At 61.5% G+C, this 26,166-nt stretch carries 24 protein-coding genes; 4 read left to right on the plus strand and 20 right to left on the minus strand.

Going from position 1 to position 26,166, the window contains the following annotated elements; translation table 11 throughout:
* Window positions 1–4: 4 nt before the first annotated feature.
* Entirely contained in the window at window positions 5–916 is a 912-nt protein-coding gene (locus SPHINGO391_RS22510) for a DmsC/YnfH family molybdoenzyme membrane anchor subunit (RefSeq protein ID WP_152010940.1), read from the plus strand.
* 34 nt (window positions 917–950) lie between these two features.
* Here SPHINGO391_RS22510 and SPHINGO391_RS22515 read toward each other — a convergent pair whose 3' ends face one another.
* The 3 genes from SPHINGO391_RS22515 to SPHINGO391_RS22525 all read right to left on the minus strand — a co-directional run bounded on the left by SPHINGO391_RS22515 (window position 951) and on the right by SPHINGO391_RS22525 (window position 3,754).
* A complete protein-coding gene (locus SPHINGO391_RS22515; protein WP_244615324.1) occupies window positions 951–1,973 on the minus strand; it encodes a TAXI family TRAP transporter solute-binding subunit in 1,023 nt (340 codons plus the stop codon).
* Between the two features lie 139 nt (window positions 1,974–2,112).
* A complete protein-coding gene (locus SPHINGO391_RS22520) occupies window positions 2,113–3,171 on the minus strand; it encodes a succinylglutamate desuccinylase/aspartoacylase family protein (RefSeq protein ID WP_152010941.1) in 1,059 nt (352 codons plus the stop codon).
* Between the two features lie 232 nt (window positions 3,172–3,403).
* Window positions 3,404–3,754 carry a PilZ domain-containing protein gene (locus SPHINGO391_RS22525; protein WP_193217383.1) on the minus strand — a complete coding sequence of 117 codons (351 nt, stop codon included), beginning with the start codon at window positions 3,752–3,754 and terminating at the stop codon, window positions 3,404–3,406.
* A 216-nt stretch (window positions 3,755–3,970) separates the two neighbouring features.
* Here SPHINGO391_RS22525 and xseA point away from each other — a divergent pair, with 216 nt between their 5' ends.
* From xseA to SPHINGO391_RS22540, 3 genes are all read left to right on the plus strand, one after another.
* The gene (gene xseA, locus SPHINGO391_RS22530; protein WP_152010943.1) at window positions 3,971–5,554 is read left to right on the plus strand and encodes an exodeoxyribonuclease VII large subunit; all 1,584 of its coding nucleotides are present in this window, start codon (window positions 3,971–3,973) and stop codon (window positions 5,552–5,554) included.
* A gap of 113 nt (window positions 5,555–5,667) precedes the next feature.
* The gene (locus SPHINGO391_RS22535; RefSeq protein WP_152010944.1) at window positions 5,668–6,903 is read left to right on the plus strand and encodes a putative DNA modification/repair radical SAM protein; all 1,236 of its coding nucleotides are present in this window, start codon (window positions 5,668–5,670) and stop codon (window positions 6,901–6,903) included.
* A complete protein-coding gene (locus tag SPHINGO391_RS22540; protein WP_152010945.1) occupies window positions 6,903–8,369 on the plus strand; it encodes a UdgX family uracil-DNA binding protein in 1,467 nt (488 codons plus the stop codon). Before SPHINGO391_RS22535 ends, SPHINGO391_RS22540 begins: the two co-directional genes overlap by 1 nt.
* A 55-nt stretch (window positions 8,370–8,424) precedes the next feature.
* Here the strand turns inward: SPHINGO391_RS22540 and ybaK are convergent, their stop codons facing one another.
* The 17 genes from ybaK to SPHINGO391_RS22625 all read right to left on the minus strand — a co-directional run bounded on the left by ybaK (window position 8,425) and on the right by SPHINGO391_RS22625 (window position 26,162).
* Window positions 8,425–8,898: a Cys-tRNA(Pro) deacylase gene (ybaK, locus tag SPHINGO391_RS22545; protein WP_152010946.1), complete on the minus strand. Its 474-nt coding sequence runs from the start codon at window positions 8,896–8,898 to the stop codon at window positions 8,425–8,427.
* 11 nt (window positions 8,899–8,909) lie between these two features.
* Window positions 8,910–9,257 (minus strand): ArsC family reductase, encoded by a 348-nt coding sequence (locus SPHINGO391_RS22550; protein WP_152010947.1) that lies wholly within the window; start codon window positions 9,255–9,257, stop codon window positions 8,910–8,912.
* Between the two features lie 175 nt (window positions 9,258–9,432).
* On the minus strand, window positions 9,433–11,373 hold the full coding sequence (locus SPHINGO391_RS22555; protein WP_193217384.1) for an acyltransferase family protein: 1,941 nt from the start codon (window positions 11,371–11,373) through the stop codon (window positions 9,433–9,435).
* 7 nt (window positions 11,374–11,380) lie between these two features.
* On the minus strand, window positions 11,381–12,943 hold the full coding sequence (guaA, locus tag SPHINGO391_RS22560) for a glutamine-hydrolyzing GMP synthase (protein WP_152011696.1): 1,563 nt from the start codon (window positions 12,941–12,943) through the stop codon (window positions 11,381–11,383).
* Between the two features lie 18 nt (window positions 12,944–12,961).
* The gene (locus SPHINGO391_RS22565) at window positions 12,962–13,594 is read right to left on the minus strand and encodes a 5'-methylthioadenosine/S-adenosylhomocysteine nucleosidase (RefSeq protein WP_152010949.1); all 633 of its coding nucleotides are present in this window, start codon (window positions 13,592–13,594) and stop codon (window positions 12,962–12,964) included.
* Window positions 13,591–14,040: a PaaI family thioesterase gene (locus SPHINGO391_RS22570; protein WP_152010950.1), complete on the minus strand. Its 450-nt coding sequence runs from the start codon at window positions 14,038–14,040 to the stop codon at window positions 13,591–13,593. Before SPHINGO391_RS22570 ends, SPHINGO391_RS22565 begins: the two co-directional genes overlap by 4 nt.
* 80 nt (window positions 14,041–14,120) lie before the next feature.
* Window positions 14,121–14,579, minus strand: coding sequence for a TspO/MBR family protein (locus SPHINGO391_RS22575; protein ID WP_152010951.1), 459 nt, complete (start codon window positions 14,577–14,579; stop codon window positions 14,121–14,123).
* A 42-nt stretch (window positions 14,580–14,621) separates the two neighbouring features.
* Window positions 14,622–15,917, minus strand: coding sequence for an RsmB/NOP family class I SAM-dependent RNA methyltransferase (locus SPHINGO391_RS22580; RefSeq protein WP_152010952.1), 1,296 nt, complete (start codon window positions 15,915–15,917; stop codon window positions 14,622–14,624).
* A 175-nt stretch (window positions 15,918–16,092) separates the two neighbouring features.
* Window positions 16,093–16,839 (minus strand): SDR family oxidoreductase, encoded by a 747-nt coding sequence (locus SPHINGO391_RS22585; RefSeq protein WP_152010953.1) that lies wholly within the window; start codon window positions 16,837–16,839, stop codon window positions 16,093–16,095.
* 22 nt (window positions 16,840–16,861) lie between these two features.
* Entirely contained in the window at window positions 16,862–18,328 is a 1,467-nt protein-coding gene (locus SPHINGO391_RS22590) for an aldehyde dehydrogenase family protein (RefSeq protein ID WP_152010954.1), read from the minus strand.
* Window positions 18,329–18,348: 20 nt separating this feature from the next.
* Window positions 18,349–19,959: an ABC transporter ATP-binding protein gene (locus tag SPHINGO391_RS22595; protein ID WP_152010955.1), complete on the minus strand. Its 1,611-nt coding sequence runs from the start codon at window positions 19,957–19,959 to the stop codon at window positions 18,349–18,351.
* Window positions 19,959–20,816, minus strand: coding sequence for an ABC transporter permease (locus SPHINGO391_RS22600; protein WP_193217385.1), 858 nt, complete (start codon window positions 20,814–20,816; stop codon window positions 19,959–19,961). The genes SPHINGO391_RS22595 and SPHINGO391_RS22600 overlap by 1 nt, the downstream gene beginning before the upstream one ends.
* Entirely contained in the window at window positions 20,813–21,763 is a 951-nt protein-coding gene (locus SPHINGO391_RS22605; RefSeq protein WP_152010956.1) for an ABC transporter permease, read from the minus strand. The genes SPHINGO391_RS22600 and SPHINGO391_RS22605 overlap by 4 nt, the downstream gene beginning before the upstream one ends.
* 85 nt (window positions 21,764–21,848) lie before the next feature.
* Window positions 21,849–23,339, minus strand: coding sequence for an ABC transporter substrate-binding protein (locus tag SPHINGO391_RS22610; protein ID WP_152010957.1), 1,491 nt, complete (start codon window positions 23,337–23,339; stop codon window positions 21,849–21,851).
* Window positions 23,340–23,376: 37 nt separating this feature from the next.
* The gene (locus SPHINGO391_RS22615; RefSeq protein ID WP_152010958.1) at window positions 23,377–24,684 is read right to left on the minus strand and encodes an acetylornithine deacetylase/succinyl-diaminopimelate desuccinylase family protein; all 1,308 of its coding nucleotides are present in this window, start codon (window positions 24,682–24,684) and stop codon (window positions 23,377–23,379) included.
* Window positions 24,685–24,801: 117 nt separating this feature from the next.
* On the minus strand, window positions 24,802–25,131 hold the full coding sequence (locus SPHINGO391_RS22620) for a septal ring lytic transglycosylase RlpA family protein (protein WP_152011698.1): 330 nt from the start codon (window positions 25,129–25,131) through the stop codon (window positions 24,802–24,804).
* Between the two features lie 158 nt (window positions 25,132–25,289).
* Complete coding sequence (locus tag SPHINGO391_RS22625) at window positions 25,290–26,162, minus strand: SDR family oxidoreductase (protein WP_152010959.1); 873 nt, start codon at window positions 26,160–26,162, stop codon at window positions 25,290–25,292.
* Window positions 26,163–26,166 lie beyond the last annotated feature (4 nt).

Here is a 26,166-nt window from a genome sequence, read left to right on the forward strand (position 1 = left end):
TCCCATGCATCCTGCCGTTTCCGTCATCTTCTTCACCGTCATGTCGGGCGCCGGGCTCGGGATGATCTTTCTCCTCGGGCTGGGCTTCCCGGTGGATGCCTCGGCCGCCTGGGTGTTCCTCGTCGGCGTGGTCGGCGGCGGCCTTGCGGTTGCGGGCCTGCTGGCGTCGACCTTCCACCTTGGGCACCCCGAACGGGCCTGGCGGGCGCTGAGCCAGTGGCGCTCAAGTTGGCTGTCGCGCGAGGGGATTGCGGCGATCGCAACTCTCATCCTGTTCGGCATCTACGTGCTGATCTGGCTTGCCACCGGTTCGCGGCACCAGGTGCTGGGGCTGCTTTCGGCGCTTGGCGCCGCGCTGACGGTGTTCACGACCTCGATGATCTACGCCCAGCTCAAGACCGTGCCGCAGTGGCACAGCCGGCTCACCCCGTTGGTCTATTGCGGCTTTGCGCTCGGCTCCGGCTGGCTGCTGGCCTCGGCGCTCGGCACGCACGAGGCGCCGGAGTACTGGGGGATCGGGCTGATCGCCCTTGCCTGGGCAGCCAAGTGGATGTGGTGGGCGCGTGCCAGCCGGTCGCGGCTTGGCGATGCCGGTTCGACCCCTGAAAGCGCGACGGGGCTCGGGTTCATCGGCAAGGTGCGGCTGCTCGAGCGCCCGCATACCGGCGAGAATTACCTGACGCGCGAGATGGTCCACCGGATCGGCCGCAAGCACGCAAGCCGGCTTCGCATGCTGGCGCTGGTGCTTGGCGGGATCGTACCGGCGCTCGTTCTCGCTATCGTTGGCCTGAGCGGCGCACCGGCGCTGGTGAACCTGCTGGCTGCGGTCTCGATGCTGATCGGACTGCTGGCGGAGCGCTGGCTGTTTTTCGCGGAGGCCGAACACGCGGTGTCTCTCTATTACGGTCATCGCTGACCCGCAGCGACGGCGCTCTGCCAAGGGTCAAGCCTTACCTGATCATGCCAGCCTCGCGATAGTACCGCTCGGCTCCCGGATGCAGCGGAATGCCAATTCCATCGAGCGCAGTCTCGCGGGTGACGGACGCACCCTTGGCGTGACCGACATCGAGCAGGTGCCGCGTGTTGCTGTTCCATAGCGCAGCGGTGATGGCGTAGATCAGATCATTGCTCGCAGCCAGGCTGGTCAGCCATTGCGCGCCCACGGCAACCGTCGGGACGCCTGCGACATCGGGATAGGCGCCGTCGGGGATTTCGTCCCGGGTGAAGAACGAGTGCTCGAGAAGCATGGTGTCCACCTCAGGTCCGGCGATCGGGACCAGGATCACATCAGCCTGGGCGGCGAGCTCTGCAAGTGCGCGGGCCGGATAGCCACCGACAAAGAACAGTGCATCGAGCTCTCCCGCGCGCATGGCTTCGGATGCTGATTCCGGCTTGAGATTCTCGACTGTGATATCGGCTTCGCCGATGCCAAAGGCCTCAAGGATCAGAACGGCGTCCGGATAGGTACCCGAATCGGTCTTGTCGAGCGAAACCCGCTTGCCTTTCAGGTCCTTTACAGATGCGATACCCGAGGAGCGCGAGGCAATCAGGTGAACATGCTCGGGGTAGAGCGCGGCGATCACGCGCAGGTCGCGCATCGGCTCCCGACCCTCGAATGTGCCGGTGCCCGAATAGGCCCAGTAGGCGACATCCGCCTGGGAGAAGCCGGAATTCAGTCCACCCGACGCGATCGCGCTGACATTTGAGACAGAGCCATGGGAGGATTGCGCCACGGCCACGAGCCCGGGCACGCCGCAAGACCCGCCCTCGTCGCATCCCCTCGATCCGGGTGGATTGGAGATCGAATTGGCAATGGTACCGGCAAGCGGAAAATAGGTTCCGCCAACCCCGGCGGTTCCGATGGTGAAGTAGCGTATGTCCGCAGCCTGTGCCGCGCCTGCCCCGGTGACGAGCACACTTGCAATTGCCAGCGTCCAGACAACGCGCATCAGCGCCGATAGCCGAAATCCCATCTGTTCCCCCACATCACGCGTTCAGCCCACGACCGGTCCCCTGCCGGTTCTGGTCAACCGGCGTCAGGTTCGCGGTTTCGGCAGGCAAAGTCAAAGGCAGGCAGGTGCCGGTGATTGGAAATCCGGGACCCGTAGGGGTTCAGTCCTCCAATGCACCCTTGCGGGAGGCCACTGCCGGCTGATCACCGATGATCTTGAGCAGGTTGTCACCCATGCGGATGAAGCGCCTGATGCGCCGGGTCAGCACAAAACCGGCCTGCGGTGCTGGAACCGCCACGGTTCCAGCTTCACGGCCGGGACTGACGATGATCTCAGCCACCACCTGCCCCGCCTCCACCCTTTCACCGGGCGCGACATGGAACAGAATGGTGCCTCCAACAGGCGCCAGCACCATCTCGACGTGGCGGATACGCTTGCCGACAAAATCCTTGCGGAGTTCCGGCTGAGGCTTCGCGTCAGCCGCGACAACGCCACGGCCCTGCAGGAAACGGTAAAGCCCTTCGGCATCCTTTCGCCCCAGCGTCGCATCGACATCGTTCTGGCCGCGCAGCTCGACGGTTGTGACGCAATGACCGGGAAGATCACCCTCCGGCGCACGGGCGAGCATTTCTTCAAAGACCGCCTCCTCGAAAGCCCGGTCGGAGCCCGAATCCCATAAAAGGGCCGCTTCGCAATCAAGGCAAGCGGCGAGATCAGCCATTTCCGGCCAGAGCTGCTCGGGTGCGTAGATGTATTGCACGCCCTCGTCGTCACAGTGCAGGTCGAGCACGATCGGGCAGCCATCGGCCAACTCCAATAGCCGGCTCTTCAGCCGCCGCTCGGCGAAAACCGCAGAAGAGGCCGCGTCGAGCCGCCTGATGCCGGCCGCATCGGGAACCGGGAAATCGCGGTTGAAATTGGTGCGGGTTCCGGTCGAGAACCGGCCCATGTGGTCACCGTAGAGGTGCTGGGCGGCGCCGATCGGATTGGCATGCGGCACCAGCGTCACCGAACCCAGCAACCGCCCTTCGGCTTCGGCCTTTTCGAGCATCGGGATCAGGTAGTGCATCGCCGCGACGCCAGGCCTTTCGTCGGCATGGAGAGCCGACTGGATGTAGACGCGGGGAGCGCGCGGTTCCGCGCCTGCAAGCCTGTGGACAATCAGCTCATAGGCAATGCCGGGGGTTTCGCCTGGAATGGTCTCAATTTCGGTCTTCATGGCGTCTCACATGGAAATCGTACAGCTTTCAAGGCTGACGACTACACCCGAAACGCCCGGATGTCGCTGAGATTTTCGCCGGTCGATTTGCAGACCGTCGTCACTCCGCCTCGGATTGCCGCGTGCTTGATGGCATTTGTCCCGTCTCGTGTCGCGGAATGCAGAATGCGCGCCAAAGACCGGCGCCAGAATTCAACTCGGCGGGCTCAGATGCCCATTTGCCGCTTTCCGCCTATTTCGCGGGGAACCTCTTGTCCGCGATCCTGTCGACCATGGCGGTGGGCAGGTCGGTCATGAACTTCAGATGCAGGGCATCATCGGAACGATCAATCACAGCGCAGGGGAACTTTGCTTCCAATCCCTCGAGGACGAAGTAAACGAAATCAGGGATCGGCTCGGTCAGCAGCCGGCAGACATGACAACCGCTTTCGGAGATGTTGTCCATCCTGCAGGATTGCGACGAGTACCCGCGGACCCCGTGACGCAGGTAATACACGGTGGCCACCTTGTTGGTTTGCCGACGGGGATGCTCGCGCCGATCCAAATCCGGAAGACGCGACAAATAATTTTTCGGTGCGCTCAAATCCTGTCCGTCCCAATTTTTATAAATTACCCTAAAATTTAACTAATTATGTTTGAGTTTACATTCGCCAGCAAGCCGAACCAAGCGATGGTTTTGAAATGATTTCGGGAAGCATGTTAGGCCAGCCCTGCCATAACGTGAAGTGCATTGCCGTTCGTCCGCTTTCCGGTCAAACCGCGGACTTGACGCAGGCCGCATCATGGTGCGGATTCGGGGATGCCTTCGCTTTTGGATGATTCGCCCACCAATGCCGCCGAATTCACGGTCACTGAACTGTCCGGCTCGATCCGCCGGACGGTGGAAGATGCCTTCGGCAATGTGCGCGTGCGCGGCGAGATTTCCGGTTATCGCGGTCCACATTCATCCGGGCATGCCTATTTCTCGCTCAAGGATGACAAGGCCCGCATCGAGGCGGTGATCTGGAAGGGCGTGTTCTCGCGGCTCAAATACCGGCCTGAAGAAGGCATGGAAGTGATCGCCACCGGCAAGGTCACCACCTATGCGGGCTCGTCAAAGTACCAGATCGTGATCGAGGCGCTGGAGCCGGCGGGTGCCGGCGCGCTGATGGCGCTGATCGAGGAACGGCGGCGCAAGCTTGCCGCCGAGGGGCTGTTCGACGAAGCGCGCAAGCAGTTGCTGCCCTACATGCCGATGGTGATCGGCGTGGTGACATCGCCCACGGGCGCGGTGATCCGCGATATCCTGCACCGGATCGAGGACCGGTTTCCCGTCCATGTCATCGTCTGGCCGGTGCGGGTCCAGGGCGACACATCGGGCGACGAGGTCGCCCGGGCAATTGCCGGGTTCAATGCATTTGAGAAAGGCGGGCCGATCAGGCGGCCGGACCTGATCATCGTGGCGCGCGGCGGCGGCAGCCTGGAAGATCTCTGGGGCTTCAATGACGAGGCAGTGGTGCGCGCCGCCGCCCAATCCGACATCCCGCTGATCTCGGCCGTCGGGCACGAGACCGACTGGACGCTGATCGACCATGCCAGCGACCGGCGCGCGCCGACACCCACGGGCGCGGCCGAAATGGCGGTTCCGGTAAAGGCTGATCTCGAAGCCCATGTGGCAACGCTCGCCGCCAGGCTGAAATCCGCGCAATCACGCACACTCGACAGGCGCCGTGAGGCTCTCCGGGGACTGGCGCGGGCCCTGCCGACGCTCGACAGCGTGCTGGCGCTGCCGCGGCAACGGCTCGACCGCTCGGCGCAATCGCTCGGCCGGGCGCTGGAGCTCAACACCGCCAACCGCCGACGCCGCTTCGAACAACAGGCCGCCCGGGTAACGCCGATCGCATTGGTCTCGGCCATCCGCGAGAAGCACCAGCAGGTCCGCGACAAGATCGCGCGCATGGACCGGGTGCAGGAGCGCCGGCTCGATGCGCTGAAATCGCGGCTGGAGCGCCATGCGCAGATCCTGGCCTCGGTTCCGCGCAGACTGACCGACACCCAGGGGCGCGGCAGAGAACGGCTGACCGACCTTGTCCGCCGGACCGACAATGCGTTGACCCTGATGCTGGACCAGCGCAAACGCGGACTGGCTGCGCAGGCGCGCATGCTGCAATCGCTGTCCTACCAAAGCGTGCTTGGACGCGGCTATGCGGTGATCCGCGATTCCGACCGCAAGGTTCTGGCGCGCGCGGCTGAGGTAGATGCCGGCACGATGATCGCCATTGAATTTGCCGATGGCGAGGTCTCGGCGCTCGCGAGCAGCGACCAATCGATCTCGGCTCCGAAGAAACAGCCGCGTGCCAAGGCCGCCAAGCCCAAGGAGCCGGGACAGGGTAGCCTGTTCTAACCCTTCACAGCAAGGGCCCCGCTTCGACGGTGGCATCAATCCCGAACCATTGTTTCCTTTCAGGTGCAACATGGGTTGTTGCCGCGGTCACGAGTGGAACATATAAGGAACACATGACCGGAAAGACACTCGAATCAAAGCTGGCGATCCTTAGCGACGCTGCCAAGTACGACGCCTCCTGCGCCTCGTCTGGCTCAACCAAGCGCGACAGCCGCGACGGCAAGGGGCTCGGCTCGAACCAGGGCAGCGGGATATGCCACGCCTACGCGCCCGACGGGCGCTGCATCAGTCTGCTCAAGATCCTGATGACCAATTTCTGCATCTATGATTGCGCCTATTGCATCAATCGGGTGTCATCGAACGTGCCGCGCGCGCGGTTTTCGGTCGACGAGGTGGTGCGCCTGACCATCGATTTCTACCGCCGGAACTACATCGAGGGTCTGTTCCTGTCCTCCGGCGTCATCCGTTCGCCCGACGCCACCATGTCGGACATGGTGCAGATCGTCCGCAAATTGCGTGAGGAAGAGAATTTTCGCGGCTACATTCATCTCAAGACCATCCCCGATGCCGCGCCCGAACTGATCGAGGAAGCGGGGCGGCTGGCCGACCGGCTGTCGATCAATGTGGAACTGCCGACGGACGCCAGCATGAAGACCTTCGCCTCGGAAAAGAACCCCGGGCAGATCCGCCGGGCGATGGCCGATGTGCGGCTGCGCAAGGAAGCGGCCCGCGACAAGACCCATACCGGCCGCAAGGCCCCAAAGTTTGCGCCGGCCGGACAGTCGACCCAGATGATTATCGGCGCCGACGGCTCCAACGATGCCGCGATCCTGGGCGAATCGACACGGCTTTACTCCTCCTACCAGCTCAAACGGGTCTATTATTCCGCGTTCTCGCCGATCCCCGACAGCACGTCGCGGCTGCCGCTGATCTCCCCGCCGCTGGTGCGCGAGCACCGGCTCTACCAGGCCGACTGGCTGCTGCGGTTCTATGGTTTCGACCTCAAGGAGATCGTCAGCGGCGCGCGTGACGGCAATCTCGACCTCGATCTTGATCCGAAACTGGCCTGGGCGCTCAAGCATCGGGAAGTGTTCCCGGTCGACATCAACCGCGCCGACCGCGAGCTGCTCTTGCGGGTGCCGGGCTTCGGGGTGAAAACCGTCAGCCGGATCCTGAGCACGCGACGCTATCGCAGCATCCGCTACGAGGACGTGGTGCGAATGGGCGGATCGATGAAGAAGGCGGGACCGTTCGTGACCGCGCAGGGCTGGTCGCCGGGCGGCTTGATCGACACGGCGCAGCTTCGCAGCCGCTTCCTGCCGCCGCCACAGCAATTGTCGCTGCTGTGATGCGGCATATCATCGTTCCAGACTTCGGGACGGCCGCGGCCTGGCGCAAGGCGGCGCGCGCCTGTCTGAACGAGGGCCTGTCGCCTGCCGACATTTCGTGGGGAAGCGAGCAGACCGAGCGTGGACTGTTTGACGACCAGCCCGCGGCAGCCGCCGCACCGGTGAAAATGACGGTGCCGCGCAGCTTCGTCGAGCTTGCGGAGACCGTGTGCTGGCACCGCGATCCCGACCGTTTTGCGAGGCTCTATGCCTTCCTGTGGCGGCTCAAGGACGCACCCCATCTGATTGCCGACCGTGGCGACACGGAACTGGCGCATCTGCGCGGGATGGAAAAATCGGTGCGCCGCTGCCAGCACAAGATGAAGGCCTTCGTCCGGTTCCGCGAGATCGGCAATCGAGACGACCCCAGGCGCAGCTTCGCCGCCTGGTTCGAACCTACCCATCACACGCTGGAGCCCACGGCAGATTTCTTTGCGCGGCGGTTTGGCGACATGGACTGGCGGATCGTGACACCGGAAAAGACAGCCATCTTCATGAATGGCAAGCTGTCCTTTGCCCCGGGGCAAGCCAAGCCGGAGCTGCCCGATGATGCCAGCGAGGCGCTGTGGCTCACCTATTTCCGCAGTATCTTCAATCCGGCGCGGCTGAAGGTGCAGGCGATGACCTCGGAAATGCCAAAGAAATACTGGAAGAATCTGCCGGAGGCAGCGACGATCCCCGACCTGATTGCCAATGCCCCGGCGCGAGCCCGGGCGATGGCGGACGCAGCGCCTACCCTGCCTCCGGTCCGCGCCGAAAAGGCCCGCCAGCAGCTTGCCGCGCACATGTCAGCCTGGGAGGGCCCGAAGGAGGCGCTGCCCGCGGCGATCCACGCTTGCACGCGCTGTCCGCTGCACCAAAACGCAACCCAGGCCGTACCGGGTGTGGGTCCGCTTGATGCCGCGCTGATGATTGTCGGCGAGCAGCCGGGCGACCAGGAGGACCTGGCAGGCTTGCCCTTTGTCGGCCCGGCCGGGCAGTTGTTTGACCGGGTTGCGGAGGCCGCTGGATTACGGAGACAGGAGGCCTTCGTCACCAATGCGGTCAAGCATTTCAAGTTTAGCCCGCGCGGCAAGCGGCGGCTGCACCAGCGGCCGAATTCCGGCGAGATCGAGCATTGCCGCTGGTGGCTGGATGCCGAGCGGGCGCTGGTCAAGCCGAAGCTGATCCTGGCGCTCGGCGCCACGGCCGCGGAAGCGCTGACCGGAACCGGCGCCGATATTCTGCGCCGCCGCGGCACGGTGGAACAGCTGGCCGACGGCACCCCGGTGCTGCTGGCCGTGCATCCGTCGTTCCTGCTGCGTCTGCCCGATCCGGCGGAGCGGGAAAGACAGATGGCTCTGTTCGAGGCCGATCTGCGCCGGGCGGTCGAGATGGTTGCGGCACTAGCGGCCCGGACCGGCAGGCAGGACATGGCGGCAGGCTGAACCGGCTGAAGTGTATCAGTCCGCTGGCTGATCACGCGGCTATAAATTTGCGGGATTAGGCGACGACTTCGGCAGAAACCGCATTGAGCGCTTGTGCAGCATGCTTCGGGTCAAGCCGGACCTGCAGCCCGCGCTGACCGCCATTGATGAAGACATAGGGCTCCGACAAGGCCGCCATTTCGATGGCGGTCGGCACCCGCTTTTTCTGGCCGAAAGGGCTGATGCCGCCGACATGGTAACCGGTAAGCCGTTCGGCGTCGGCGGACTTCATCATCGTGGCCGACTTGCCGCCAAGGGCTGCGGCCAGCTTCTTCATGCTGACCTCGTGGTCGGACGGCAGCACGACGCAGACCGGCTTGCCGTCAAGCTCCGCCATCAGGGTCTTGAGCACACGCGAGGGCGGCTCGCCGAGCGCCTCGGCTGCCTGCAGGCCGATGCTCTCGGCGTCGGGATCGTAGTCATAGCTGTGAACGGTGAAGGCAATACCGAGCTTGGTGAGTTCTATCGTGGCGCGGGTGGTCTTCGCCATCTCACCTCTCCTCAGGCGAAGAACTGCTCGTACCGGTCCGGCTTGAACCCGATGATGATCCGGTCGTCCGCTTCCAGCACCGGACGCTTGATCATCGAGGGCTGCGCCAGCATCAGCGCGATGGCCTTTTCCTGATCGAGATCCTGCTTGGCGGCCTCATCGAGCTTGCCGAAGGTGGTGCCGGCACGGTTGAGAACGGTTTCCCAGCCAGATTCATTGCACCAGCGCACCAGATGCGCCCGATCGATGCCGGACGCCTTGTAGTCGTGGAACCCGGCCTCGACCGCATGATCGGCGAGCCAGGCCCGCGCCTTCTTCATCGTGTCGCAGTTCTTGATGCCGTAGATGGTGACGGTCATAATTGGCCTTTCACTGTATGTGAGCGTTCTGCGTCCCCATTCCCTCCGATTGATCGGATGAGGCCTGGCATCATACAGCAATTTCATTTGCCAGGGTGATTGGACCTACTAAAACTCAACAATATCAAATCGTTCGTGAACGGGCGATTGGGGAATTTCAAAAATCACAAATCGCCTAATCTATTACCCCTATACCCCATTTATTTTCCGAAATAACACCTCCTAAATATACAGCACCCTTCGTAGTCAAGTGCCCATAATCCCAAAGGATCAAATAATTATCAGCTGTGAAAATCTCACAACTCTCATCTACAAAATCACAAAACAAACTTTTGGTGCTTAGGAAGGAAACACCTTTATCAAACGCCAAACTTTCTAGCTCCTTGTCTATCTCGTTTACCTTTGTATGTTGAGCCGTGCGGAATACCTCCTTCTTCAGCACACGCAACTCGGCCTCGTTGGGTCGCCTTTTTTTATCTAATAGAAACTCTCTAATTACAATTTCATCGCGTTGCTCGAAAGCATTTCCAACAACCAATATTTCCTTTTTCCTCTGTTTTAAAACATCAATGAGAGGGCCAACAATATCTAAATCTTCTTCTTGCCAACGTGTCTTTAAAACAATTAGATCGGCCTTCTTGAATTTTTCACTTAGGTCGTCAAAGATGACCCCCCTTTCGCCGCAACTCTCCAAGCCTTCAACCAAATAATTGTAGAAGCACGAAACTTGATAGTTATCAGTGTTTCTATTCTGCGTAATTAACCCAAAATCTATGCCACTAAATATTGACGACGAACTAAGAGCTCTAAAAAAATCTATTCCGTGTGAATTTCCAACAATCAATACCTTTTTAGAATCACTCTGATCAAAATCAGTCAAATGCTTTTCGCGCATGGCTTGATCACGCCAAACCTCCAAAAAAGCACCCTTATCTAAGATGGATTGGTAGTGTGAACGCGAATTATCCTCTACATTTTTATAGTCAAATTGATTGATTGCGTACGTTGCCAAAGCAATCGCTACAGCAGAAAAAATGAAAATTATTGACACAAATTTCTGAACGCTGACTTTATCACCTCGGAAGGGTTTTTCTACTAAAAAGTAAGAAAAAATTGAAAGTATTAGAGTAATAAAAATCCACTCAAATTTGTCATAGTTCGTAGGAACTTTATTAATACGAGAGAGAGCAAAAATTGGGAAATGCCATAAGTAAGCGGAATAACTTATCAGACCAATCCAGACGAAAATCTTGCTTCCTAAAATTCTCCCAATTAACTCTTTCTTTGATGCAAATCCAATTATTAGTGCGACACCCAAAACTGGAACAATGGTATGAAAACTTGGATGTGGAGTCTTACCATCAAAAAATAATGCGCCGTAGGCAACCAAGTAAAGGCCAAAAACCGGCAAAACTCGCTCACCGATTCCTGAATCTGATGGTCTGTAGTTCAATTCTCTGAAAGCGAGTGCGGATCCGACAGCTAATTCCCAAAATCGACTGAACGGCAGATAGAAATTCAAATCTGAATTTCGAACTTCCATCAACTCCGCATACTGCAAACTCATTAGACACAGAACAACCACGATCGATAAAAAATGAGCTCTGAAGTACTTGAAAGCGAAAACTGAAATAATCGGAAAAACAAGGTAGAACTGTTCTTCGACGCCCAAACTCCAAGTGTGGAGAAATGGCTTTAGTAAAGCGCTATCTGCACCATATTCGGTAGTATTAAAATAGAAAAAGAAGTTTGACACAAAAAATAGTGAAGCAATAATGCTTTGTGAATACTCCACAAGTTCTGAAGGCAGCAACTTATGCCACGCAAAGGGGATAGAGACAAAAATTACAATAAACAGCATTGGCAAAATTCGCCGTGCCCGTCTCTCGTAAAATTTCCAAAAACTAAAGGAACCACTAGTCTGCAGCTCCGAAAGAATGATGCGAGTAATAAGGTAACCGCTGATGACAAAAAATATATCGACACCAATGTATCCACCTTCAAACCAGTCCCTGCCAAATAGAACGATTTCAGCGTGATAGAGAATCACAATAACAACAGCTATGGCTCGCAAGCCATCGATTTCAGCTCTGTATGACAGTTTAGGGGAATGCACTAATATACTACTCCCACTCGATGGTGCCGGGGGGCTTGGAGGTGACGTCGTAGACGACGCGGTTGATGCCCTTGACCTCGTTGATGATCCGGGTCGCGGTCTTGCCCAGGAAATCCATATCATAGGGATAGAAATCGGCGGTCATGCCGTCGACCGAGGTCACCGCGCGCAGCGCGCAGACGAATTCGTAGGTGCGGCCATCGCCCATGACGCCGACGGTCTGCACCGGCAGAAGCACGGCGAATGCCTGCCAGATCGTGTCGTAGAGGCCGGCCTTGCGGATCTCGTCCAAATAGATGGCGTCGGCCTGGCGCAGGATGTCGAGTTTCTCGCGGGTGATGCCGCCCGGGCAGCGGATGGCAAGACCGGGACCGGGGAACGGGTGACGACCGATGAAGCTGTCGGGCAGGCCGAGCTCACGGCCCAGCACACGGACCTCGTCCTTGAACAGTTCGCGCAAGGGCTCGACCAGCTGCATGTTCATGCGTTCGGGCAGGCCGCCGACATTGTGGTGCGACTTGATCGTGACCGACGGACCGCCGGAGAAAGAAACGCTTTCAATGACATCGGGATAGAGCGTGCCCTGGGCGAGGAAATCGGCGCCGCCGATCTTCTTCGCCTCTTCCTCGAACACCTCGATGAACAGGCGGCCAATGGTCTTGCGCTTGGCTTCCGGATCGGCCTCGCCCTCGAGCTGCGAGATGAAGCGATCGGAGGCATCGATCATTTTCAGGTTGAGATTGTAATGCTCGTGGAACATGGCGACCACGTCGCGCGCCTCGTTCATGCGCATCAGGCCGTGGTCGACCAGGATGCAGGTCAGCTGATCGCCGATCGCCTCGTGAATCAGCAGCGCCGCGACCGAGGAATCGACACCGCCGGAAAGCGCGCAGATGACCTTGCCAGAGCCGACCTGGTCGCGGATCTTCTGCACCATTTCGGCGCGGTAGGCGGCCATCGACCAGTCGGATTTGAGCCCGACGATCTTGTGCACGAAGTTGGACAAGAGTTTCGCGCCATCGGGCGTGTGGACCACTTCCGGGTGGAACATGGTGGTGTAGTAGCGCCGCTTCTCGTCGACCGAGATGGCAAACGGCGCATTCGGCGATGTGCCGATGACCTCGAAGCCTTCAGGCAGCCTGGTGACGCGGTCGCCGTGGCTCATCCAGACGGGATATTTCTTGCCGACTTCCCAGAAACCCTCGAATAAGGGTGAGGATTTGAGGATCTCGACGTCGGCGCGGCCGAATTCGCGGTGATGGCCGCCTTCGACGCTACCGCCGATCTGGGTGCACAGCGTCTGCTGGCCGTAGCAGATGGCGAGAATGGGAACACCTGAATCGAACACCGCCTGCGGCGCGCGCGGCGAGCCTTCGCGGGTGACCGAATCCGGTCCGCCGGAAAAGATCACGCCTTTCGGCTGCATCCGCTCGAAGCCTTCATCGGCGAGCTGGAACGGGACGATCTCACAATACACGCCGGCTTCGCGAACCCGGCGGGCAATGAGCTGCGTAACCTGACTGCCGAAATCGATGATCAGGATGGAATCGGGATGAGTGGTGTGAAGGATATCGTTCATGGCGAGCGATTAAGCCAAAGCCGCGCCGGATGCAATCGCCTGCTCGACGCGATCCACGGCTTCAGCCAGTTTTTCATCGATCACATGCAGATACTCGGTCCAGTCGTCGATGTGGTTGAGCTCGGCCTTGCCATCGGAAATGCCGCGAAGGCCGATGACCGGTACATCGAAGCGGCTGGCGGCACGCAGCACGGCGAAGGTTTCCATGTCGACCATGTCGGCGTCGATGAGATCGTAGGCGGCGCCCGAGACGATGTTGGCGCCGGTGGAGAGGCTTGCCGACGGCACGCCATCGGCGATTACCGGCAGCGGCAGGATCGCGGGCAGATCGAGAAACGGGGTCCGGCCCTTCTCGAAACCGAGCGGGCTTGCATCCATATCACGGTAGCTGACCGAGGAGACCTGGTAGATGCCGGTCTGCTCCAGCATGCGCGATCCGGCTGAGCCGAGACAGACAATGCAGTCGGGCCGGGCGCGCCCCGGTACGGAGAGGCCGGCCGCTACCGCGCCCGCGGCCTCGACCGGTCCGACGCCGGTGATCAGCGGCTCGAACCGGGCCTTGAGATGCGGACCGTATTCCGGTTCAGCCGCCATAACATAGAGGATCTTGCGCCCGCCAACCGGCTTGATCGTGCCATTCATCCCGCTATTCCTTCGCGTCCCCGAACCACCATCATGGTGCCGGTCATGGAGGCAACCAGCTTTGCCGGGCCGTCCGTCAGCGCATAGCCGCGTCCGTCGCTGACGATGATGGTGCTGCCGGGCTTTGTCACCTCGCCGCGAAACAGGAACCGGTCACCGCGCCCGGGCGACAGCAGATTGATCTTGAATTCGATGGTCAGTACCGCGGCATCCTCCGGCATGACCGAAAGCGCCGCATAGCCGCAGGCGGAATCCAGCGCGGTGGAAAGAATGCCGGCATGCAGAAAGCCGTGCTGCTGGGTGAGATCGGCGCGAAACGGCATTTCGATCTCGACAATGCCGTACTCGACCCTGGTCAACTCGGCGCCAATGGTCTGCATGACATTCTGGCGGGCAAAACTGCCGGTCACGCGCTCTCGGAAATTTTCGTCCGGCCTCTCGTTCATGCGGTTTTTCCTTTCGCAGATGCGAAGGTGCCAATCCGCCGGTCAAACAGCAAGCGAATTTTCGATGCGCGTCCGGGACGCTAGTTCAACCACCATAGCGCCGCGTTGAGGCAGCCGGCAAAGCTGACCCAGACTGCGTAGGGAAGAAACAACAGGGCTGACGGACGATCCCGGTTCCAGGCCTTGGCGATGAACAGCAGGATCGTCACCAGCATGCCAAGCAGCACGACGAGCGAGAGGTCCGGTCGCTGCATGAGAAAGAAGGCCGGCGACCAGGCAAAGTTCAGTGCCAGTTGCAGGAACCAGAGTCTGGTCAGACTTCCGCCGCGCTCGCGGATGAACACCCGGGCACCGGCAATACCCACCAGCACGTAGAGGACCGTCCAGACCGGGCCAAAAATCCAGTTGGGCGGGTTGAACCACGGCTTCTGCAAACCCTCGTACCAGGCGCCCGGAATCGACAGATATCCGACGAGATTGCCGCCGGCGACGGTCAGCACGATAAAAAGGATCAGCGTCAGCGCATTTTTCTTGTTCACGTTCTTGCCCTTCTCATCATTAAACGGTCCGGAATACACACCCTAGTCGGGCTTGCGGCGGAACCCGGCAAAGTAAAATCCGTCAGTGCCGGTCCGCCGTGGCGACAGTACCAGTCCCAAATTCTGGTCCGCGTAGGGGACCGGCGCAGCGGGATCGGCCACGGCAGAACGCCAACGTTCCTTGAGGCTGATGGTTTCAAATTCCGGGTGGCGCTGCAGGAAGGCCTTCACACGGTCGGTGTTTTCCTCGGGCAGCAGCGAACAGGTGACATAGGCGAGTTCGCCGCCGGGGCGAACATAGACCGATGCATCTTCCAGCACCTTGTCCTGGTCAGCGGTGCGGTCGGCGATGTTCTTTTCGGAAATGCGCCACTTGGCGTCCGGGCGGCGGCGCCAGGTGCCGGTGCCGGTGCAGGGCGCATCGATCAGGACACGATCCATGCGGCCTTCGAGACCTGCAAGGTTGGCGGCACGTTCCTTGATGTAGATGATCTCGGCGCCGGCGCGGCGGATCCGCTCAACCATGGGGGCGAGACGGCGCCGGTCGGCATCATAGGCGTTGATGCTGCCTTCGTTGTTCATCATCGCGGCAAAGGCCAGCGACTTGCCGCCGCCACCGGCACAAAAGTCGAGCACTTTCTCGCCGGGGTAGGCCCCGGCCAGGTAAGCAGCCAGTTGCGAGCCTTCGTCCTGGATCTCGAACCAGCCGCGGGCGAAGCTGACTTCGCTGGTGGCGGCGATCTGGCGCTGGGGTCCTTCGCCGGCTTCGATCCGGATGCCGTTGAGTGCCTGCCGGGTCGGCCGGGCGCCCTGCTCGGCAAAGGCCTCCAGCACCTCGTCACGATTGGTTGCAAGCGTGTTGACCCTGAGATCAAGCGGCGGACGGGCGGTCATGGCTTGGGCTTCCGCCTCCCATTCGCCTCCGAAGGCCCGTTCGAAAGATCCCACCAGCCACTCGGGGATGTCGGCGCGTACATGCGGCTCGGCCTGCGACAGGTCGCGCGCCAGACAATCGGCAAGCTTCTCGACTGAAGGAATTTCGGGAGCGAAACGATCCCCGTCCAGCGTGCTGACAAGCTCTTCCGGGCTGATCCGCCATTGCCGCAGCAGCGTGGCAATGGCAAGGTTGGCGGGAGTATCGCCATTCATGATGAAACCATGCGACAGTTTCATTCTCAGCGCGTCATGCACCAGGTTGGAGATCGCCGCGCGGTCGCCGGAGCCGGCGAACCGGTGCGACAGGCCCCAGTCCTTCAACGCATCGGGAACCGGCCGGTGCCGGGCATCGATCTCGCTCAGGACTTCAATGGCTGCTTGCAGGCGTCCGCCGAGGCGCATGGTATGATCTCCCAATGCATGTTGCGCCCGGAAGATGGATCTGGACGCTACCGCATGTGCATGATTGCAAAGCTACGGCATCCTTGTCGCGCCTCATGGGCCGCGCGGTGCTGCAAGCTGGCTCCCTGCTAGCCGGTCAGGTCACGCATGGCAAGCGATTCACTGGCGCGCCGCCTCAGATGCAGCGACCGCCGTCGACTTCCATGGTCACGCCGGTGATCATTGCCGCTTCATCGGAACAGAGAAAGCAGGCGGCATTGCCCATGTCCTCAGGCGTCGAAAAACGACCAAGGGGAATGGTCGACAGGAACTTTGCACGGATTTCCGGCGTGTCCTCGCCCATGAAGGATTTAAGCAGCGGCGTCTCGCCCGCCACCGGGTTGATGGCGTTGACGCGTACGCCTGACGGCGCCAGTTCGACAGCCATCGATTTGGTCGCGGTGATCATCCAGCCCTTGGAGGAATTGTACCAGCTCAGACGTGGCCGCGGACTGACGCCAGCAGTGGAGGCGACGTTGAGAATGGCACCGGCCTGCTTTTGTTTCATGACCGGAACGAAATGGCGCGCGGTAAGGTAGACGGATTTGGTGTTGACGGCGAGGACGCGGTCGAAATCCTCCTCGCTGATGTCTTCCATGGCCGCCGGAAGATGGGTGATGCCGGCATTGTTGACGAGAATGTCGAGGCCACTGAAACGCTCGAGCACGGTTTTCGCCATCGCCGCCACGCTGTCGTTGCGGGAGACATCCACCGCCACGGCGAAGGCCTGGTCGCCGAGCCCGGCCGCGAAGTCATTCGCAGCTTCCGCATTGATGTCGGCGATGGCGACGCGCGCGCCCTCTGCCAGGAATTTGCGGACGATGCCGGCGCCAAATCCGGATGCGCCGCCGGTTACTAGCGCTGTCTTGCCTTCAAGTCTCATCGATATATCCTCACTACAAATTTCAACGGCCATGCCAGACGGCGACGGTCTTCAGCGCCGAGAAGCCGTACAGCGCCTCAAAGCCCTTTTCCCGGCCATGGCCGGATTTGCCGACGCCGCCGAAGGGCAGTTCGACGCCGCCGCCGGCGCCGTAATTGTTGACGAAGACCTGGCCGGAGCGGATTTCGCGCGCAAGGCGCATCTGGCGGCCGCCATCCCGGGTCCAGACACCGGCCACGAGGCCGTAATCGGTGCCGTTGGCGATGCTGACTGCCTCCTCCTCGTCGCGGAACGGGATGATCACCTGCACCGGACCGAAAATCTCGTCGCGGGCCAGCGCATGGCCGGGATTAACATCGCCATAGAGCGTCGGGCGCACGTAATGGCCGCCCATCGGGGCGGATTTCGGCATCTGGCCCTCGGCCACCGGCGCCAGCCCGTCCTCGTCGGCTTCGGCCAGAAAGCCCTGGACGATGTTTTTCTGTCGTGCCGAGATCAGCGGGCCGACCGACTGGTCCTCGATCGCCGCGCCGACGGTCAACGCCTTGTAGCGCTCGCTCATCAGCCGGACCAGATCCTTGTGCAGCGATGCCTCGACGAGAATGCGCGACGAAGCCGAACAGGTCTGGCCGGCGTTCTGGATGCCGGCATTGACCAGGAACGGCAGGGCGCGATCGAGATCGGCGTCGGCAAAGACGATCTGCGGGGATTTTCCGCCCAGTTCCAGCGTTACCGGAATCACATTCTGCGCGGCCGCCTGCTGGATCTTGCGGCCGGTCTCGAGCGAACCGGTGAACGAGATGTGATTGACGCCCGGATGCGCGCAGAGCGCCGCCCCGGCTTCCTCGCCAAGTCCTGGCACCACGTTGAGCGCGCCCGCGGGCAGGCCGCACTCCATGGCGATGCGGGCGAAGGCCAGAGCCGTCAGCGAGGCTTCCTCAGCCGGCTTCAGAACCGCGGCGTTGCCCATGGTCAGGGCAGCGCCGACCGATCGGCCGAGGATCTGCATCGGGTAGTTCCACGGGATGATGTGGCCGGTTACGCCATGCGGCTCGCGCAGGGTGTAGACCGTGTAATCGTTTAGATAGGGAATTGTCTCACCGTGGATCTTGTCGGCCGCGCCGCCATAGAATTCGAGATAGCGCGCCAGCGCCCGGGCATCGGCGCGGGCCTGGGTCAGCGGCTTGCCGACGTCGTGGGCCTCGAGCTTGGCCAGCCACTCGACGTTTTCCTCGACTGCGCGGCCGATCTTTGCGAGCAGCCGCCCGCGCTCGGCTGCAGGCATGCGGCCCCACTCACCGGACATCGCGGACTGGGCGGCATCGACGGCAGCCTCAATTTCGGCCTTTCCGCCGCGGGCGATACTGCCGATTTCCAGACCGGTCGACGGATCTTCGACGGGCAATGTCTTGCCACCGCTGGCGCCGATCCATCGACCGCCGATCAGGCACTGACTGGTGTCAAATCCAGCGTCGAGAAGCTCGCTCACGGGTCGTCCTTTCTTCACTTTCAGTGTGCCGGTGCGGCAAGCGCCGCTTCAAGCGATGGCGTCGCCGCCACCAGTTTTTTTGTATAGGGATGCTGCGGATTGCGAAACACGGTTTCGGTCTCGCCCTGCTCGACGATCTTGCCGTCCTTCATCACCAGCACCCGGTCGGTGATGGCACGAACCACGGACAGATCATGCGAGATGAACAGATAGGACAGATCGAGCCGGTCCGACAAGCCGGCCAGCAGATCGAGGATCTGGGCGCGGATCGATACATCGAGGGCGGAGACCGCCTCATCGAGCACGATCAGCGCCGGCTCGATGATCAGCGCCCGGGCGATGGCGATGCGCTGGCGCTGGCCGCCGGAGAATTCATGGATGTACTTGTCGGCGTCGCTCGAGCTCAGACCCACTTCGGTCAGCGCGCGGTCAATCCGCCGTTCCAGCTCGGCGCCACTCGGCGGATCCCTGACGAGATGGAACGGTTCGGTCACGAGCCTTCGCACACGGTGGCGCGGGTTGAAGGAACCGTAGGGATCCTGAAACACCACCTGCATCCGGGCCCGGAGTTCCGGGTGGGGACCTTCACCGGCGCTGGAAAAGACATGGCCGTTGAGCCGGATGTCGCCGCCCTGCAAACCATCAAGCGCCAGGATCGAGCGGGCAAGCGTTGACTTGCCGCAGCCGGATTCGCCGACCAGGCCGACATTCTCGCCATGGGAGATCTCGAAGCTGACATGGTCGACAGCACGGAACGGCGGCGGTTTGACAAACAGGTTGCGGCGCGGCTGCTGGTAATCGCGGACAACATTCTCGACCGCCAGCACCGGTGTCTTGCCGGATTCGGGCTTGCGGCCCCGGTCCGGCACATGGGCGGACGCGGAAAACAGCGCCCGCGTATAGGGGTGGCGCATGGCCCGGAAAATCTCGCGGGTCGGCCCGGCCTCGACCACCGCGCCATCCTTCATGATGGCGATGGAATCGGCGAGCCCGGCAACGACCGCCAGGTCATGGGTGATCAGCATCAGGCCCATGTCCTCTTCCCGGACCAGCTCTCTCAGCAGATCGAGGATCTGCGCCTGGGTGGTGACATCGAGCGCCGTGGTCGGCTCGTCGGCGATCAGCAGCTTGGGCCTCAGCGCAATTGCCTGGGCGATGACCACGCGCTGGCGCTGGCCGCCGGAAAGATCATGCGGAAAGCGGTCGAGCGGGAAGCGATCCTCGGGCAGACCGACCCGGTCGAGCATTTCGCGGGCGATGGAAAAGGCTTCACGGCGGCTGGCGCCGGTGTGGATGCGGACGGTTTCGGCGACCTGGTCGCCAATGGTGCGGACCGGGTTGAGCGCGGTCATCGGCTCCTGGAAGATCATGCCGACATCGCGGCCGCGGACCTTGCACAGCGCCGGTTCGTCGAGTGTGCCGAGTTCGGTCCCGGCAAGCTTGATCGACCCGCTCCAGCGGCTGCCGTGCGGCAGCAATTGCATGACCGAGAGCGCGGTCATCGACTTGCCGGAACCGGATTCGCCGACGACGCCGAGGATGCGGCCGGGCTCAAGCGTCAGGTCGATGTCGTGCAGCACAGTGTTGCTGTGGATATCGACTTTCAGACCGGAGATGGAAAGCACCGTCATCAGCGCCCCCTTCTCAGCCTGGGATCGAACAGATCGCGCAGGCCGTCGCCCAGAAGGTTCAGCCCAAGCACGGTGACGATGATTGCAAAGCCGGGAAACAATGCCATGTGCGGGGCGAGCGAAATCAGCGTCTGCGCATCGGCAAGCATGCGGCCCCAGCTCGGCAGCGGCGGCTGCGCGCCGAGCCCGACATAGGCCAGCGCCGCCTCGGCAAGGATGGCGAGCGAGAACTGGATGGTGCCCTGCACGATCAGCAGGTTGGCAATGTTGGGCAGGATGTGTTCGGCGGAGATGCGCGCCCTGGTCTTGCCCGCCACCCGCGCCGCAAGCACGAAATCGCGGGTCCACAGCGACAGCGCCGCGCCGCGCGCCAGCCGCGCAAACACCGGCACGTTGAAAATGCCGATGGCGATGATGGCATTGACGGCGCCAGGCCCGAAGACGGCGGTGATCATGATCGCCAGCAACAGCGACGGAAAGGCAAATACCAGATCGTTGCCGCGCATGATGATCTCGTCGAGCAGGCTGCCCCTGCGGGCGGCTGCGTAAAGCCCCAGCGGCACGCCGATGATCATGCCGATGCCAACGGCGACGAAGGCCACGGCGATCGACACGCGGGCGCCGACCATGATCATGGAAAACATGTCGCGGCCGAAATGATCCGTTCCGAACCAATGCTCGAGCGACGGGCCCTTGAGTTTTCCTGAGATATCGAGCCGGGTCGGATCGAACGGCGTCCAGATGAACGAGACCAGCGCAAGCACAATGAACATCGCGGAGAGCACAAAGCCGAGCACAAAGGCGGGATGACCAAGCGCCATCCGAAGAAAGGAGCGATCTACGGGAGGTGTGCTCATGTTCGGCGCCTGCGCAATCGCGGGTCGGCGGCCGCATAGGCGAGATCGACCAGGAAGGTGACGACGATGACGGCGAAGACCAGCAGGATCACCACGGAGCGGACGACTATCAGATCGCGCTGGGTGATCGCCTGGAACGCCAGCCGGCCAAGACCGGGGAGATAGAAGACATTCTCAATGATGATGCCGCCGGCAAGCAGGAAGGAAAACTGCAGGCCGATGATGGTCAGCACCGGGATCAGCGCATTTCGCAGTGCATGACGCCTGAGTGCCTGACCGCGGGTCAGCCCCTTGGCGCGGGCGGTGCGCATGAAATCCTCGTTGAGCGTGTCGATCAGCGACGAGCGCATCACGCGCGCAAGAATCGAGGCCTGCGGCAGGGCGAGCGCAATGGCCGGCAGGGTCAGCGCCTTCATTGCGGGCCAGAAGCCGGCTTCCCATCCCGGAAATCCGCCGGCGGAAAACCAGCGCAGATTGACCGCGAAGACCAGAACCAGGATCATCGCGAACCAGAAGTTCGGAATTGCCACACCGAGCTGGGTGGCGCCCATGACCGACAGGTCGGAGGCCGAGTTGCGCCGGGAGGCCGCCAGAATTCCCGCGGGGAAAGCGATCAGGGTCGAAAGCGCCAGCGCATAGAGCGTCAGCGGCAAGGAGATCACCACCCGCTCGGCGATCAGTTCGGAAACCGGGACCCGATAGGTATAGGAAATGCCGAAATCGCCCTGCAGCAAACCTGAGATCCAGCCGAGATACCGCAGCGGCAGCGGCTGATCGAGGCCAAGCTGGGTCCGCAAGGCGGCGACTGCCTGCGGATCAGCATTGATGCCCATCATGAAGGATGCCGGATCTCCGGGCACCACTTCCATCACCAGGAAGATGACCAGGCTTGCGGCAACAAGACTGAGCGACAGGGACAGGAGGCGCCGCAGGAGATAAGCGGTCATCGGGCACGATCCAGGGGGGCACGATTCAGGGGCATGGGGATGGGATGGCCGGGGTCAGACCCGGCCATCAGAAGCATCGACGGTCTCAATCTTCCCAGTAGACACCGGTCATGTCGTTGGCCTGGGTCGGCGCGTTGAGCCAGATGCCTTTCAGCTTGGCGCTGATGACGCCGGCACGAGCAAGCTGGAACAGATAGCCGTTGACGTAATCGTCGGCGATCTTCTTCTGCGCGGCCTGCATCAGCTCTGTGCGCTTGGCAGGATCCGTCGCGTTGGCAAGATCGGCCATGATCGCCTTGAAATCCGCATCACCGTACTGGAAATAGTAGTCGTCGCGGGCATAGATGCCGATATCCATCGGTTCGGTGTGCGAAACGATGGTCATGTCAAAGTTCTTGGCCTTGAAGACATCATCAAGCCACTGCGCCCATTCGACATTGGTGATGTCGACATTGATGCCGACCTCACGCAGCTGGGCGGCAATGATCTCGCCGCCACGACGGGCATAGCTCGGGGGCGGCAGCTTCAGCGACAAGGAAAGATCGCTGACGCCGGCTTCCGCCAGCAGCGCCTTGGACTTCTCCGGGTCGTAGGCCGACTGGGCGGTCAGATCGACATATGCCGGGTTGTGCGGGGCAAAGTGGGTGCCGATCGGCGTGCCGTAGCCGAACATGGCGCCATCAATGATCGCCTGGCGGTCGATGGCATGGACGATCGCCTCACGCACCTTGATGTTGTCGAGCGGCGCCTGCTTGTTGTTCATGGCGAGAATGGTTTCGCCTTCGGACGAGCCGGTGATCACCTCGAAGCGCGGATCGGCCTCGAACTGGACCAGGTTCTCCGGGGCCGGGAAGGCCGGGTAGGCGTCAAGGTCGCCGGCCATCATCGCGGCAAAGGCCGCCGTCGGGTCGGAGATGAACTTGAAGGTCACCTTGTCGAGCTTGACCGGAGTGCCCCAGTAGCCGTCGTAGCGGCCGAGTTCGACCCGGTCGCCCTTGACCCATTCGGTCAGGGTGAAGGGACCGGTGCCGACCGGATTTGCGGCGTTGTCTGCTGCCGATTCAGGCGCGACGATGACTGCATCGCCCCAGGCCATGTTGAACAGGAACGAGCCGTTGGGCTTGGACAGCGTCACCTTGACGGTGGCGGGATCAACCACCTCGACCGAGGCGATGTCGGCGAACAGAGCCTTCTGGGCGTTGGTGGACTCATCAGCGCGGGCGCGGTCGAGCGAGAACTTCACGTCTTCGGCATTGAAATCCGTGCCGTCATGGAACTTCACGCCTTCACGAAGCTTGAAAGTGTAGGTCAGGCCGTCCTCGGAGATCTCCCAGCTTTCGGCCAGCGCCGGCAGGATTGCGCCGTCGGAGCCAAAGCGGGTGAGGCCTTCAAAGACGTTTGCGTAGACCACCTCGTCGATCGCCGCGGCGGCGCCGCCGGTCGGATCGAGGTTCGGCGGCTCAAGCTGCATGCCGATGGTGACATCCATCTTGGCGGCCATGGCAGGTGGGGCTCCGAGAGCCAGTCCCAGTGCCAGCACCGAAACAGCCGCAGCTGTGATCGAATTCTTTGTCATGTCAGCTTCCTTTGTTCCCGTTTATCCGGATCACGTCTTACGCGCGTCCGTGCAGAAGATCGTCCAACGCGAAGGCCATGACCCTCGCCGAGTCCACCATATCGTCGATCCCGACATATTCGTCCGGCTGATGCGCCAGATCGAGGATGCCGGGGCCATAGGCGATACAGTCTTTCAAGCGACCAATGCGGTCAATATGTTTCTGGTCGTAGGTGCCGGGCGAGACGACGTGCACCGGATCGCAGGCGAGCGCAGAGCGGATGCCGCGCTCGACCGCCTTGACCACCGGCGCATCGACCGATGTCATGGTGGGGCTGACCTGCCAGAGTTCCTCGAAATCATAGCGAAAGCCGGTCCGCTCTGCCTTGACCCGTTCGAGCAGGGAGATGATCTCCTCGCGCACCTCCTCGGCCTGCTCCTCGATCAGGTAGCGCCGGTCGATGATCATCCGGGCCTCGTCGGGCACGCAGGCCGACGGGAAGCCGGTGAAATCCGGATCCGGCTCGGCCTGTCCGCCGTGCAGCGAGTTGATGTTCATGGTGGATTGCCTTGCGCCATCGGGCACCACCGGCATGGCGGTGTGTTTCCGGGCCAGAGCCGGAAACAGCGAGGTTTCCATCTCGGCAATGACCGCGCCCATGTGGCGCACGGCGCAATCGCCGAGAAACGGCATCGAGCCATGGGCGATGCGGCCATGGGTCTTGATCTCAGCCCACATGACGCCGCGGTGGCCGAGGCAGATCCGGTCCTTGTTGAGCGGTTCCGGGATGATCACGTGCTGGACGCGCTCGGGAGAGAAGTAGCCCTGCTCGGCCAGCCAGGCGACACCGCCATAGCCGCCGGTTTCCTCATCCGCCGTGCCCGATATCTCGATGGCGCCGGGGTATTCCGGCCAGAGGGCGACAAAGGCTTCGGCAGCAATGATCGATGCGGCAAGCCCGCCCTTCATGTCACAGGCTCCGCGCCCGTAGATCTTGCCGTCGGAGACGGTTCCGGCGAAGGGGTCGAAGGTCCAGCCGGCGCCGGTCGAGACCACGTCGATATGAGAATTGAAATGAACGCAGGGGCCGGAGCGGCCACCCTCGCGGCGGCAGATCACGTTCCAGCGCGGATGGCGCTCGCTGTCTCCTGGCGTGCCTTCGGCGCGCAGCAGCTTGACGTCGAAACCGGATTTTTCGAGACGGCGGGCGAGATACTCGCAGATGTCGCGATAGAAATCCCCGGGCGGGTTGAGTGTCGGGATGCGAATCAGATCCTGGGTCAGGGCCACCAGCTCATCGCGGCGCGAGGCAATCTCCCGGGTGAGAGACTCTTGCCGTTCCAGAATGTCCGCGCTTTCCATCATTGCCCGCCTCTGCCAGCGCGGGGCGCTCTACCGAACGCATCCCAGCGCTGTAACCCCTTGAAAGAATACATGCCCCGCCACAATAGCGAGACAAACGGGGCTGGCAAGCGGATTGGATCAGGAGATCACGCGATAGCAGACTTTGGCAACGCCTGCCTTGATCATGCCGAGATGGCCTGCGGCAGCCTTGGACACGTCGATGATGCGGCCCTTGATGAAAGGGCCCCGGTCATTGATGCGGACCACGACGGATTTGCCGTTGCGTGGATTGACCACCTCGACCCTCGTTCCGAACCGAAGGCGCGGATGAGCAGCGGTCAGTTTCGACGGATCCATGCGCTCGCCCGAGGCGGTACGCGAGGTCAGGGCATACCATGAGGCACGCCCGCAGGACGGCTCAGCCGCGGATGCGGGGCTGACGGTGGAAAGAGTGGCTGCAGCGGTCATGAGGCCTGCAAGGAACAATCCGGCGGCTCGTGCGTTGAGGTCGGTTGAAGTCAATTTGGAATCCCTCTTTGTGATGCCGCGGGTACTGGACAGTCAAGCAGGCCAAAAGAAGATCACCAAATTCACTTATTGTTGCCGTTTGTTGCAGCCGGCCTTTGCTATCCCTTCCAGGATTCGTCACGATACAGGGCCGAGAGCCCGGTGACATAGTCGGGGTACATGAAACTGTATCCGGCTTCCTTGATCCGTGCATTGGCGACGCGCTTGTTCTCGCCGTAGAAAGACCGCGCCATCGGCGACAGATCGGCGGTTTCGAAATCCATCTCGGCGGGCGGTTCGACGCCCATGATGCGCGCTGCCTCGCTGACAACATCCTGTGGGGGGGCCGGCATGTCGTCGGTGACATTGTAGATACCTCCCAACCGTTGCCTGGCGAGCAGCGCAGTGGCGCCGCCAATATCGGCGACATGGATGCGATTGAACACCTGGCCAGGCTTGATCAGACGCCGGGCCTTGCCTTCGCTCATGGTTTTGAGCGCATTGCGGCCGGGACCGTAGATCCCTGACAAGCGGATGATGGCAAGCGGTACGCCGGCTTCGTCTGCCAGCCGGGTCCAGCCGTCTTCAGCCGCCAGACGCGCGACCGAGCGGCGCGAGACCGGCTTGCACGCGGTGTCCTCGTCAACCCAATCACCACCATGATCGCCATAGACGCCCACGGTGGAGAGATAACCGATCCATTCAAGTTTCGGCATCGTCGGCCGCAGACCGCCGGCAAAGACTTCCAGAAGCGGATCGCCGCCCGTATCGGGCGCAATCGACATGACCAGATGGGTGATTTCGCTCAGAGCAGTGCTCAATTCCTCTCCGGGGTTGCCACCTTGATAGATGAAGGGGGTCAGACCTGCGCCCTGCAGCGCGGCAAACCGTTCGGCGCTGCGCGTTGTCCCACCGGCAAAGTCACACTCACCGGCAAGCGTCCGGGCAATCGCAAGACCGGAAAACCCGGCGCCGAAGATCATCATTCTCATGGGT

This window comes from Hoeflea sp. EC-HK425 (assembly GCF_902498795.1).
Lineage (GTDB): Bacteria > Pseudomonadota > Alphaproteobacteria > Rhizobiales > Rhizobiaceae > Hoeflea > Hoeflea alexandrii.